General features: G+C 58.9%; 10 protein-coding genes. 4 read left to right on the top strand and 6 right to left on the bottom strand.

All coding sequences use genetic code 11. The features are described 5' to 3' along the window. The first annotated feature begins 141 nt into the window (after positions 1–141). On the top strand, positions 142–5037 hold the full coding sequence (locus HU754_RS17265) for an NAD-glutamate dehydrogenase (RefSeq protein ID WP_186624271.1): 4896 nt from the start codon (positions 142–144) through the stop codon (positions 5035–5037). 61 nt (positions 5038–5098) lie between these two features. Here HU754_RS17265 and HU754_RS17260 read toward each other — a convergent pair whose 3' ends face one another. The 5 genes from HU754_RS17260 to pdxR form a co-directional block, all read right to left on the bottom strand. After that, positions 5099–6397 carry an NHL repeat-containing protein gene (locus tag HU754_RS17260; protein ID WP_186624272.1) on the bottom strand — a complete coding sequence of 433 codons (1299 nt, stop codon included), beginning with the start codon at positions 6395–6397 and terminating at the stop codon, positions 5099–5101. Between the two features lie 366 nt (positions 6398–6763). Beyond that, positions 6764–7477, bottom strand: a complete 714-nt coding sequence (locus tag HU754_RS17255) for an ATPase (RefSeq protein ID WP_186624273.1) — start codon at positions 7475–7477, stop codon at positions 6764–6766. A gap of 216 nt (positions 7478–7693) precedes the next feature. Next, a complete protein-coding gene (locus HU754_RS17250) occupies positions 7694–8098 on the bottom strand; it encodes a cupin domain-containing protein (RefSeq protein ID WP_093437923.1) in 405 nt (134 codons plus the stop codon). A 239-nt stretch (positions 8099–8337) separates the two neighbouring features. Then, positions 8338–8631, bottom strand: a complete 294-nt coding sequence (locus HU754_RS17245; protein ID WP_186624274.1) for a putative quinol monooxygenase — start codon at positions 8629–8631, stop codon at positions 8338–8340. Between the two features lie 123 nt (positions 8632–8754). Further along, positions 8755–10188, bottom strand: coding sequence for a MocR-like pyridoxine biosynthesis transcription factor PdxR (pdxR, locus tag HU754_RS17240; RefSeq protein ID WP_186624275.1), 1434 nt, complete (start codon positions 10186–10188; stop codon positions 8755–8757). Between the two features lie 313 nt (positions 10189–10501). On the opposite strand from pdxR, the gene HU754_RS17235 reads away from it, so the two are divergent. Next, positions 10502–10942, top strand: coding sequence for a carboxymuconolactone decarboxylase family protein (locus tag HU754_RS17235; protein WP_008087990.1), 441 nt, complete (start codon positions 10502–10504; stop codon positions 10940–10942). A gap of 315 nt (positions 10943–11257) precedes the next feature. Here the strand turns inward: HU754_RS17235 and HU754_RS17230 are convergent, their stop codons facing one another. Next, positions 11258–11572, bottom strand: coding sequence for a hypothetical protein (locus tag HU754_RS17230; RefSeq protein WP_186624276.1), 315 nt, complete (start codon positions 11570–11572; stop codon positions 11258–11260). 207 nt (positions 11573–11779) lie between these two features. Here HU754_RS17230 and HU754_RS17225 point away from each other — a divergent pair, with 207 nt between their 5' ends. Together HU754_RS17225 and HU754_RS17220 are read left to right on the top strand one after the other, a co-directional pair. After that, a complete protein-coding gene (locus HU754_RS17225) occupies positions 11780–12445 on the top strand; it encodes a secretin and TonB N-terminal domain-containing protein (protein WP_186624283.1) in 666 nt (221 codons plus the stop codon). Then, complete coding sequence (locus tag HU754_RS17220; protein WP_008087984.1) at positions 12442–12993, top strand: RNA polymerase sigma factor; 552 nt, start codon at positions 12442–12444, stop codon at positions 12991–12993. The genes HU754_RS17225 and HU754_RS17220 overlap by 4 nt, the downstream gene beginning before the upstream one ends. The last annotated feature ends 3 nt before the right edge of the window (positions 12994–12996 follow it).

Here is a 12996-nt window from a genome sequence, read left to right as displayed (position 1 = left end):
ACCTGAGTGTCCCGTCCAGCTTCACCCACCTGTCCCCCTGTTTCCTCTGCCCGAGAATCAGGAACAGGGCGACACAAGCCCCGAAAGGGGTGTTGCACGCGACGCTTTCCATCAATAACAAGCTTAAGCGGAGTACCACAGATGGCGTTCTTCACCGCAGCCAGCAAAGCCGACTTCCAGCACCAACTGCAAGCGGCACTGGCGCAGCACATCAGTGAACAGGCACTGCCACAAGTGGCGCTGTTCGCTGAACAATTCTTCGGCATCATTTCCCTGGACGAGCTGACTCAACGTCGCCTCTCCGACCTCGCTGGCTGTACTCTTTCTGCGTGGCGCCTGCTTGAGCGCTTCGATCACGCGCAACCGCAAGTGCGCGTCTACAACCCTGATTACGAGCGTCATGGCTGGCAGTCGACCCACACCGCGGTCGAAGTCCTGCACCACGACCTGCCATTTCTGGTCGACTCGGTTCGCACCGAACTGAACCGTCGCGGCTACAGCATCCACACCCTGCAAACCACCGTGCTCAGCGTGCGTCGTGGCAGCAAGGGTGAACTGCTGGAAATCCTGCCGAAGGGCAGCACCGGCGAAGGCGTTCTGCACGAATCGCTGATGTACCTGGAAATCGACCGCTGCGCCAACGCGGCCGAACTGAATGTGCTGAGCAAAGAGCTGGAACAGGTTCTCGGTGAAGTCCGCGTTGCGGTCGCCGATTTCGAGCCGATGAAAGCCAAGGTGCAGGACATCCTCACCCAGCTCGACAACAGCGCGTTTGCCGTCGATGCCGACGAAAAGAACGAAATCAAAAGCTTCCTGGAATGGCTGGTGGGCAACCACTTCACCTTCCTCGGCTACGAAGAATTCGTGGTCACCGATCAGGCCGATGGCGGCCATATCGAGTACGACCAGAACTCCTTCCTCGGCCTGACCAAATTGCTGCGCACCGGCCTGACCTACGATGACCTGCGCATCGAAGACTACGCCGTCAGCTACCTGCGCGAACCGACCCTGCTGTCGTTCGCCAAGGCTGCGCACCCGAGCCGTGTACACCGTCCGGCCTACCCGGACTACGTGTCGATCCGTGAAATCGACGCCGACGGCAAAGTCATCAAGGAACACCGTTTCATGGGCCTGTACACCTCCTCGGTGTATGGCGAGAGCGTGCGGGTCATCCCGTTCATCCGCCGCAAAGTCGAAGAAATCGAGCGTCGCTCCGGCTTCCAGTCCAAGGCTCACCTGGGCAAGGAACTGGCGCAGGTGCTTGAAGTACTGCCGCGTGATGACCTGTTCCAGACCCCGGTCGACGAACTGTTCACCACCGTGATGTCGATTGTGCAGATCCAGGAACGCAACAAGATCCGCGTGTTCCTGCGCAAAGACCCGTACGGTCGTTTCTGCTACTGCCTGGCCTACGTGCCACGCGACATCTACTCCACCGAAGTTCGCCAGAAGATCCAGCAAGTGCTGATGGAGCGCCTGAAGGCTTCCGATTGCGAGTTCTGGACGTTCTTCTCCGAGTCGGTTCTGGCCCGCGTGCAGTTGATCCTGCGTGTCGACCCGAAAAACCGTCTCGACATCGACACCGTGCTGCTGGAAAAAGAAGTCGTACAAGCGTGCCGCAGCTGGCAGGACGACTACGCCGCACTGACCGTCGAAAGCTTCGGCGAAGCCCACGGCACCAACGTGCTGGCCGACTTCCCGAAAGGCTTCCCGGCCGGTTACCGCGAGCGTTTTGCAGCGCATTCGGCCGTGGTCGACATGCAGCACCTGCTGAGCCTCAACGAAAAAAATCCGCTGGTGATGAGCTTCTATCAGCCGCTCGGTCAGGTCTCCGGCCAGCGCGAGCTGCATTGCAAGCTGTACCACGCCGACACCCCGCTGGCGCTGTCCGACGTCTTGCCGATCCTGGAAAACCTCGGTCTGCGCGTACTGGGTGAATTCCCGTACCGTCTGCGTCACACCAATGGCCGCGAGTTCTGGATTCATGACTTCGCGTTCACCGCCGCTGAAGGCCTCGACCTCGACATCCAGCAACTCAACGACACCCTGCAGGACGCCTTTGTCCACATCGTTCGCGGCGACGCCGAAAACGATGCGTTCAACCGTCTGGTGCTGACCGCCGGCCTGCCATGGCGCGACGTGGCGCTGCTGCGTGCTTACGCGCGTTATCTGAAGCAGATTCGTCTGGGCTTCGATCTGGGTTACATCGCCAGCACCCTGAACAACCACACCGACATCGCTCGCGAGCTGACCCGGTTGTTCAAGACCCGCTTCTATCTGGCGCGCAAACTCAGCGACGACGATCTGGAAGACAAGCAACTGCGTCTGGAACAGGCGATTCTGACCGCACTGGACGACGTCCAGGTGCTCAACGAAGACCGCATCCTGCGTCGTTACCTCGACCTGATCAAAGCGACTCTGCGGACCAACTTCTATCAGACTGACGCCAACGGCCAGAACAAGTCGTACTTCAGCTTCAAGTTCAACCCGCACGCGATCCCTGAACTGCCGAAGCCAGTGCCGAAGTTCGAAATCTTCGTTTACTCGCCACGCGTTGAAGGCGTGCACCTGCGCTTCGGTAACGTTGCCCGTGGTGGTCTGCGCTGGTCCGACCGTGAAGAAGACTTCCGTACCGAAGTCCTCGGCCTGGTAAAAGCGCAACAAGTGAAGAACTCGGTCATCGTGCCAGTAGGTGCGAAGGGCGGCTTCCTGCCGCGTCGCCTGCCACTGGGCGGCAGCCGTGACGAGATCGCGGCCGAGGGCATCGCCTGCTACCGCATCTTCATTTCCGGTCTGTTGGACATCACCGACAACCTGAAAGACGGCGCGCTGGTACCGCCGGCCAACGTCGTGCGTCATGACGACGATGACCCGTACCTGGTAGTAGCAGCGGACAAGGGCACTGCGACCTTCTCCGACATCGCCAACGGCATCGCCATCGATTACGGCTTCTGGCTGGGTGACGCGTTTGCGTCCGGTGGTTCGGCCGGTTACGACCACAAGAAAATGGGCATTACCGCCAAAGGCGCGTGGGTTGGCGTACAACGTCACTTCCGCGAGCGCGGCATCAATGTTCAGGAAGACAGCATCACTGTGGTCGGCGTCGGCGACATGGCCGGTGACGTGTTCGGTAACGGCCTGTTGATGTCCGACAAGCTGCAACTGGTCGCTGCCTTCAACCACATGCACATCTTCATCGACCCGAACCCGAACCCGGCGACCAGCTTCGTCGAGCGTCAGCGCATGTTCGACCTGCCGCGTTCGGCCTGGACCGACTACGACACCAGCATCATGTCCGAAGGTGGCGGTATCTTCTCGCGCAGCGCGAAGAGCATCGCGATTTCCCCGCAGATGCAGGAACGCTTCGACATCAAGGCTGACAAACTGACCCCGACCGAACTGCTGAACGCCTTGCTCAAGGCGCCGGTGGATCTGCTGTGGAACGGCGGTATCGGTACTTACGTCAAAGCCAGCACCGAAAGCCACGCCGATGTCGGCGACAAGGCCAACGACGCACTGCGCGTCAACGGCAACGAGCTGCGCTGCAAAGTCGTGGGCGAGGGCGGTAACCTCGGCATGACCCAACTGGGTCGAGTGGAGTTCGGTCTGAATGGCGGCGGTTCCAACACCGACTTCATCGACAACGCCGGTGGCGTCGACTGCTCCGACCACGAAGTGAACATCAAGATCCTGCTGAACGAAGTGGTTCAGGCCGGTGACATGACCGACAAACAACGCAACCAGTTGCTGGCGAGCATGACCGACGAAGTCGGCAACCTGGTGTTGGGCAACAACTACAAGCAGACTCAGGCCCTGTCCCTGGCGGCGCGTCGTGCCTACGAACGCATCGCTGAGTACAAGCGTCTGATGGGTGATCTGGAAGGCCGTGGCAAGCTGGACCGTGCCATCGAGTTCCTGCCGACCGAAGAGCAGATCAACGAGCGCATTGCCGAAGGCCACGGTCTGACCCGTCCTGAGCTGTCGGTACTGATCTCGTACAGCAAGATCGACCTCAAAGAGCAGCTGTTGGGCTCCTTGGTACCGGACGACGACTACCTGACCCGCGACATGGAAACGGCGTTCCCGCCGACCTTGGTCAGCAAGTTCTCCGAAGCCATGCGTCGTCACCGTCTGAAGCGCGAGATCGTCAGCACCCAGATCGCCAACGACCTGGTCAACCACATGGGCATCACCTTCGTTCAACGACTCAAAGAGTCGACCGGCATGAGCCCGGCGAACGTCGCTGGCGCTTACGTGATCGTGCGTGACATTTTCCACCTCCCGCACTGGTTCCGTCAGATCGAAGCGCTGGACTACCAAGTCAGCGCTGACGTACAGCTGGAGCTGATGGACGAGCTGATGCGTCTGGGCCGTCGCGCTACGCGCTGGTTCCTGCGTGCCCGCCGTAACGAGCAGAACGCTGCCCGTGATACCGCGCACTTCGGTCCGCACCTGAAAGAGCTGGGTTTGAAGCTCGACGAACTGCTGAGCGGCGAAATCCGCGAAAACTGGCAGGCGCGTTATCAGGCGTACGTCGAAGCCGGTGTGCCGGAATTGCTGGCGCGTATGGTTGCGGGCACCTCGCACCTGTACACCCTGCTGCCGATCATCGAAGCGTCCGACGTGACCGGGCAGAACCCTGCCGAAGTGGCCAAGGCCTACTTCGCCGTGGGCAGTGCGCTGGACATCACCTGGTACCTGCAACAGATCAGTGCTCTACCGGTTGAAAACAACTGGCAGGCCCTGGCCCGTGAAGCGTTCCGTGATGACGTCGACTGGCAGCAACGCGCGATCACCATCTCCGTCCTGCAACAGGGCGACGGCACTCAAGACGTGGAAGCACGTCTGGCGCTGTGGATGGAACAGCACGAAAGCATGATCTCGCGCTGGCGCGCCATGCTGGTGGAAATCCGTGCTGCGAGCGGCACGGACTACGCCATGTATGCCGTGGCCAACCGTGAACTGCTGGACCTGGCGTTGAGCGGGCAAGCGGTAGTGCCTGCGGTGGCTGCGAATGCCGAGCTTGAATTGGCGTAAGTAAGCGCTGAATGAAAAAGCCCCGCTCTCGGAAGAGGCGGGGCTTTTTCATTTTCCTTATTTACACCAGTTCCGAACAACGAAAGGCGAAACCGCGTACGCCATCGGCATGAGGCAAGGAAGTGCCAGCCCCGATAATCTGATCATTTTGGGTGGCTATGGATACGCCTAAATCGAGAACATCAGTTAGATTAATGGTCAAAAAACCGTTATCTGCAAAATTCATGTCTTGAACACCGTCCAGGTCGAACTTGGCAATGATCGTTTTTGAGTTTTCCTCTCCTAAGGTGTCAGCGATAACCATTATGTGCTTGCCCTGTCGCAGGGTGCCTTGATGCCATTGAATACCCATCGGCGCCCGTGGATATGAGGTAATCAATGGCTCGCCTTGATTAAAGTAAGAGACCAATGCGCCTTTGTTGTCGATACAAAACAATAGGCCACTTTGAATCGCGTGTGACGACGTGCTACCGACCCCCAGGATATTGCCGTCAGGTAATTCTATAAGTTGACTTGTACCGCCACGATGCTGATCAGTTTCAATCACAACGAAGCCTTCGTTTCCGAAATCTTTAATGATGTCACCCTGTGCATTGAAGCGACAAATCATCGGCATCATTTTGCCATTCACGAGAGTGCTTCCACCAACGGTAAACGATCCGTCCCGGAGTCTTATCAGTGAGGTAGCCGTTGTGTAATTAGCAAGATACTGGACAGCAACATAGCCTTTTTCATGAAAATCCATGTCCAGCGAACCGTCCTTTTTCAGCCTGACTAATAAACCGATATTGTCGCTGAAGCTATATAGATGATTGCTGATAATCATCAGCTTGCCGTCGGGCAACTCAATGGAGTGCCCACCTTCGCGGGACGTCGATGCGTCTTTATTGGCGATCTCTTCTTTGGACAATCGGTAGGCGGGTGTCGAGATGGGATCAACGATCAGTACCCCATCGTTTCCAAATGCCTTGACGGGCAATCCTTTATCGTCAAAAAGAGCCAAACCACGCAGCGGTGGGGTCGAAGGATCGTACTCGAACCACCCTTCAAGCAGTATTGTCTCGTCTTTGAGTACGCGAACACCCATGCCCGTTGATAGATCGCCGACTGCGAACTCACCAATGACACTTCCTTGATCACCGAAATCGGGATCTTTTCCACCATCAGTCTTCAAGCGCACGATTGAGAAACGTTTTCCAGCTCTGCCTGCGATCAACAGTTTGTTATCCGGCGCGACGGTGATGCCCCACACAAATCCATTGGTGCCATCCGGATGTTCTAACCAACTCACGCCTGAATCATCAGATCCGAAAGTTGGATCGAGAGCTTCCACGTTAGCGCTATTGATAATGTTAGACATTGCCTGCTCCTCAAACCTGTGGTTTCTGCATACGCCGATAACCGACTTGGGATCGAGAGATCAATACAGTCAGATTATTGGAAGCCAATTTGGCGAGACGGTCTACTGTCAGGGTTGACAGTAGACAGATGAGCATATGTGTGAAGTTTGAGGGCGCGGTATCTCGCCTTTGCTGCCAATGCCGAGTTTTACTCGGCTTGGGCAGTGGGTGAACGAGAAAGCCCGGGTGTCGTGAGATGCCGGGGCTTTTTTATGCCTGAGGGGTTTGTGCTGGTTGTTCCGGCGCCATCGCGAGCAGGCTCGCTCCCACAGGTGGAATGCATTTCAAATATGGGAGCGAGCCTGCTCGCGAAAGGGCCCTTACATTCAATACAACTTCTGACCTTGTTTACTATCCAGCATCGATACTTTATCCGCAGGCCGCGCGACCAAATTGTTGAGCGACTGGTCAAACTTCTGCAACGCCCGAACTTGCACATCCTGCTGCTGGTTAATATCCGCCACAATTTCTTCCGAACCCTTGAAGTCCGCCCACACCGGTGTCAGTTCTCTCGTGTCGGAGCCTTTCGCCGTACCGATATAGTTCAGCTGCGCATCATAAAAATCGGCACTGACGTCGGCCTTGATGTCGGAACTGCGCGAGGTAATCAACTGGCTATGGGTATCGATGATCGCCACCACATCCGGTCTGGCCGCACGCAGACTCTGCATATCCGGATACACCGTCACCGAGCCGAACTGACGCTGCAGCGAGGCGTTGACCCATTCCACCGCCATGTCCGGTTTCGAGCTGGCGACGTAGGCGTCATGGATCGGTTGCACCAACAGGCTCTGGCCGAAACCGGTGCCGGCGTTGGTTTGATAGTCGCGCAGGTATTCGCGGTTGGTCTGGGTGCTTGGGCTGTAGACCACGCCGAGCGACACGCCGGGACCGCTTTTTACCTGAGTGGCGCTGCTGCGGCCGGTGGGATGGGGGAGCAGGGTGTCCAGTGAGGAAACGGCTTGGGGCGCGGTGGGTACCGAACAGGCTGACAGAGCTAAAACCGATATCGCCAGTACACTGGCAAAGGCAAGTTTCATGGTGTTTCTCCCGTGAAACAACATCAGTCGGAAAGTTTAAAAGTCGTAAATCACGACCGTTAATTCAGACTAAACCCGGCAACCTGACAATTTGCTGAGCTAACAGCAGTTGATTAGGTTCATTTGCTGTAACCCGGCGCGGTTAATTGCCCCGGGCAATAAAAAGGCCCAAATCAACGATTTGAGCCTTTTTATTTATGGCTGGTTAAACAGCCATCAGTTTTTCAGCGGGATCAGCACTTGCTCATCCGGGGCCAACACCATGAATACCAGCAACTTGGCCGATTTGGTTTTGCTGGCGTTTTTCGAGACCAGATGTTCGGAGCCGGCCGGTTCGTACCAGAACTGGCCCTTCTTGTAGGTGATCGCCTGTTCGCCCTTCACTTGGGAAATCACTTCACCTTCGAGCACGTAAGCCATCGCCGTGCCGTCATGTTTGTGGGCGATGGAGGATTGGCCGGGTTTGTAATCAACCTCGATCATCATGGCTTTTTTGCCGGGGGCGTTTTTCAGCATCTGGTCTTGCAGGACGGTGACTTTTTCCGACGGGTCGTGGGCAAAAACGGCCGAAGTGCAAAGGCTCAGGGCAAGGGCAGCGGCGAAGAAGGGCAGGGCTTTCATGGCGGGTTACCTGTGATGATCGGGGTGTTGCTGATCACAGTAGTCCGCAGGGCTAAGCATTCAAACGGCCAATATTCGGGAAGATTGGGTGACCAATTTGCGGGGCGTCAGAAAGGTTGTCGGTGTGGCGGAATACGCCTTCGCGAGCAGGCTCGCTCCCACAGGGTTCAGCGTCGTTCGATAATTAAATGTACGACACAAAAACCTGTGGGAGCGAGCCTGCTCGCGAAGGCGTCCGATCAGACGATAGGGAAGCTATTGAAGTCGACGCTATTGGCCAGCCGACTATCGATCAAGTCAATAAACCCCTGCGTCTCGGGCCGGTTGAAATGCGCCTGCATCGCCGCTTCCGACTGCCAGCGGGCACTGACCGTCCAGCGGTGGCTGTCCTCGGGGCAGCGGTCGACCAGGTAGGAATCGCAGCCCGGCGTTTCGCGCAGGGTTTCGACGATCTTCTGCAGTTGCTTGCCCAGTTCATCCGAGCGGCCGGCGGCAGCCTGCACCTGCACCGTATTGATCACTTCGTTGGACATTGCTCACACTCCTGAATCAGGCCGGACGAATCCTGCTCATTGAGGGATAACGCCTGTGCAGAATAGGCCTGCACCCTGGGATCACCAATAACCAATCGGCGGTTAAATCTTTAGGCCAATCGCTCAGGCGACCTGCTGGAGGATGTCGCGCAGGCGATCCAGAGCGATATCGATGTCCAGGGTTTCGATGGCGCCGAAGCCGAAGTACAGGCCGTTTTTCGGCGTTTGCTGGTAATAGAAACCGTTGATCGCATACAGGCCGACTTCGACCTTTTTCGCCAGTTCGATCACCAGCGGCAGGTCGATCGGCACCTTGCAGAACACCGTCATGTGGAACCCGGCACTCGGCGGCACCGCCTGCAGCCACGGCGAAAGATCGTCGGCCATGCGCGCCAGAATGCGCTCGCGGCGTTGCGCATAAATGGTGTGGCAGCGGCGGATATGCTTGAGCAGGCAACCCTCGGCGATGAACTTGGCCAGCGCCCATTGCGGCAAGGTCGAGGCGTGTAGATCGGTGAGTTGCTTGGCGCGGATCACCGCCTCGAGGATCGCTGGCGGCAGAATCGCATAACCCAGGCGCAGCTCCGGCAGCAGGGTTTTCGAGAAGGTGCCGACGTAGGCGACGATGCCGCGCTGGTCGAGATTGAACAGCGAATCGGTCGGCCGACCTTCGTAGCGAAACTCACTGTCATAGTCGTCCTCGATGATGATCGCGCCCAACTCATGCGCGCGAGCCAACAAGGCTTCGCGGCGTGCGTGGCTCATCGGCATGCCCAGCGGGAACTGGTGCGACGGCGTGACATAGATGAGGCGGGTGCCCTCGGGAATATGTTCAACCTGAATGCCCTCGGCATCCACCGGAATCCCGACCACCTCGGCGCCATGGGTGGCGAACAGCAGACGCGCTGGCGGATAACCGGGATCTTCCATTGCCACCAGACTGCCCGGGCGGATCAGCACACGGGTGATCAGGTCCAGCGCCTGTTGCGCGCCATTGCACACGACGATGTCTTCATCCTGGCAGTTGATGCCCCGGGAAAACGCGATGTGCCGGGCAATCGCATTGCGCAGCGCCGGCAAGCCTTCGGGCAGGCTGTAGAAACCCTTGGACTGCGCCATCTGCCGCATCGCGTGAGACACGCAGCGGCGCCAGTCATCTTGCGGGAACTGGCCCTTGCTGGTGGCGCCGCCGATAAAGTCGTAGCGCAGCGAACCTTCCAGCGTCGGATGGCGCAGAAACACCGGCAGATTGCGCCAGCTCTCGATCACCTCGGCGCCGGCCAGTTCGGTGTGGCTCTGTTTGCGCTGGATCTGCGCCGGGCGCGCGTTGACGTAGGTGCCTTTGCCGATCACCCCGGTGAGAAAGTTTTCGTAGGTCAGTTGCGCGTAGGTGTCGGAAATGGTCTTGCGCGAAATCCCCAGTTGCTCGGCGAGCAGACGGCTGGGCGGCAATTGCGTGCCGGCGGCCAGACGCCCGGATTCAATGGCCCCGCGCAGTTGCTGATACAACTGACCGGCAAGATCCTTGCGGCCGTTGATCACGACGTGAAGTTCCATACCGACGAGGCTCCTGGGGCTAATTGGCGTGCCTGCCAGATTACCGCTGTTGCGGGATCGACAATAGTTGCCTACCCGAAAAACCCGAAATTGGCCCCCAATTCCCTGTGGGAGCGAGCCTGCTCGCGAATGCGGTGTGTCATTCAAAAATGGGCTGACTGACCTGACGCCTTCGCGAGCAGGCTCGCTCCCACAGGGGGGCTGCGCAGATGCAGGGGTTATTGGTGTAGCGGCTTTTCGTGCAATTGGGGCTGTAACGCACCACTGTCGGCGTTTACGGTGAACTCATTATTCCGTCTACCGAGACCTGCCCATGTCCCCGCGCCTGGATTACTACAACGCTTCGCCCAAGGCGATGAAAGCGATGATTGCCATGGAGGCGCTGACCGCCAACCTCAGTATCGAGCAGCCGCTGCTGCAACTGATCAGGATCCGTGCTTCACAGCTCAATGGCTGCGCGTTCTGCACCGATATGCACTCGGTGGATGCGCGGAGGGCCGGGGAGAGTGATCGGCGTTTGTATGCGATTGCGGTGTGGCGCGACAGCAACTTCTTCAACCCGCGCGAACGTGCTGCGCTGGCTTGGGCGGAGGCGGTGACGCTGCTGGCGGAGAGCCGGGTGCCTGATGAGGTGTATCAGCAGGCGCGCGAGCAATTCAGCGAAGGCGAACTGGTTGACCTGACCATGGCCGTGACCACCATCAACAGTTGGAATCGCCTTGCGGTGAGCTTCCGCCAAACCCCAAGCGATTGAACCCGCCCTGATCGTTCCCACGCTCCGCGTGGGAATGATCGGTAAGCGACTGAACACCACAGGATCGTTCCCACGCTCTGCGTGGGAATGCCTCAACGGACGCTCTGCGTTCGGCTCCGGATGGAACGCAGAGCGTCCCGGGCTGCATTCCCACGCGGAGCGTAGGAACGATCGGTAAGCGACTGAACACCACAGGATCGTTCCCACGCTCTGCGTGGCAATGCCTCAACGGACGCTCCGCGTTCGGCTCTGGATGGAACGCAGAGCGTCCCGGGCTGCATTCCCACGCGGAGCGTAGGAACGATCGGTGGCGTGTCATTGCGGTGGGCGTTGTGGTTTCACTGATGTGCCAAAGGTATTGCCCATCCGCGTACTGGTCGCGGCCGGCGTCGCCAGTCCAACCTGATTCGGCGGCCGTTTGTTCACCGGCACATTCAGCGCCTCCTGGTTCTTTTCCGCCGCCGCCGCGCCTTCCGGGTTGTTGCCCATCTGCTGGCTCAAGCAGTCGTAATTCGGCGCCTTGTAACCGCCGACCGTCACCTCGACACAGCCCAAGGGTTCCTCGGCATAAGCGCTCGACAGCGCCGTCAGTAACAGCCCGCCAAGGGTAAATCGCCACAGTGTATTCATGCTCGCCTCCTGGCCGGCCCAAAGGGGCCGCGCTATGGCTTGAGTCTAGTGCAAGCCTCGCGCAATTCCCGTGATGGTTTTTTTGCACCGCCCGTCACACCAGATTCATAAACAGCCCTCAGGATGACGATTTCCAAGGATTCGTCAGCCGTGCAGCGAGGCAGTTCCAGGGACGGTTTTCAGCGTTCAACGAGGCTTGTGCGCCGGATGTGTCTGGGGTGGCTGCTTGGCTGTGCGGCGGGCCACGCCATGGCCGATGCGGTACCGGCGGACCTGCGCATGACGCTGCACATTCCGGCACAGGATCTGGCGCACGCGCTGGACCAGTACAGCCACGCCACTGGCGTTGCAGTGCTGGTCGACAGCCAGTTGAGTCGCGGTCGTCGCTCGCTGGCGGTGGACGGTGAATACACCGCCGCCGATGCCCTGCGTCGATTGCTCGGCGGCAGTGGTTTGATGGCGCGGTATGCCCGTGACGATGCGTTTACCTTGCAAGTGGCGCAGGTCGAAGACGTGCCGGCGCCGCCACAAAAACAGACGCCGGAAAGCGTCGCGGTCAACCGCAGTTACGCCACGGCGGTGCAAGCGGCCATCGAGCGCAACCTGTGCCGCTCGCCGCTGACCCGTCCCGGCAGTTATCGCGCGGTGTTGCAGGTTTGGGTCGGCCGCGATGGCGTGGTGCAACACAACCGGTTGGTCACCTCGACCGGTGATGGACGGCGCGACAACGCGCTGGTGGAGAGCTTTCGCAATCTCAGGATCGACCGGCCGACGCCCAGCGCCTTGCGTCAGCCGGTCACGTTGCTGTTGTTACCGGAGTCGTCAGGGAAACGCATGGAATGCACCAAATGGGAAGGAGTTTCCGGGGGATGAAAGACACCGGACAAGGTTCGATGGTCCAACTGTTCCTGACGTCCTACGAGGACTTTCGGGTGCGCCTGCGCAGGCGTCTCGGCTCGGAAGATCTGGCCAACGACGTGCTGCACGAAACCTACCTGCGGGTCGACCGCATGGAGACGCCGCCGAACGTGCTGCGGCCCAATGCCTACCTCTATCGCATGGCCCTGAACATCGCCGCCGACCGCCGCCAGGCCGACGCGCGCCTGCTCACCGGCGAGGAAGTCGAAGAGCTGCTGCAAATCGGCGACGAAGCCCTCGACCCGGCGCGGGTGGTGGGCGGGCAAAAGGAAATCCAGTCACTGCTCAACGCCCTCTACGAACTGCCCGCACGCCGTCGCCGAATCTTCATCGCGGCGCGTCTGGAAGAGGCGCCGCACCTGGAGATTTCTCAGCGCTTCGGCATTTCCACGCGCATGGTCGAGAAGGAAATCAAAGCCGCATTGGGCTTCTGCGCCGCGAAACTGGAAAGAAAAGTGTTTCAGCGGTTCGGTCGCGGGGCCGGAAAACCGTCTTCTGAATAGTGC

The organism is Pseudomonas zeae (genome assembly GCF_014268485.2).
Taxonomy (GTDB): Bacteria; Pseudomonadota; Gammaproteobacteria; order Pseudomonadales; family Pseudomonadaceae; genus Aquipseudomonas; species Aquipseudomonas neuropathica.
This window is presented reverse-complemented; position numbering and strand designations above follow the sequence as displayed.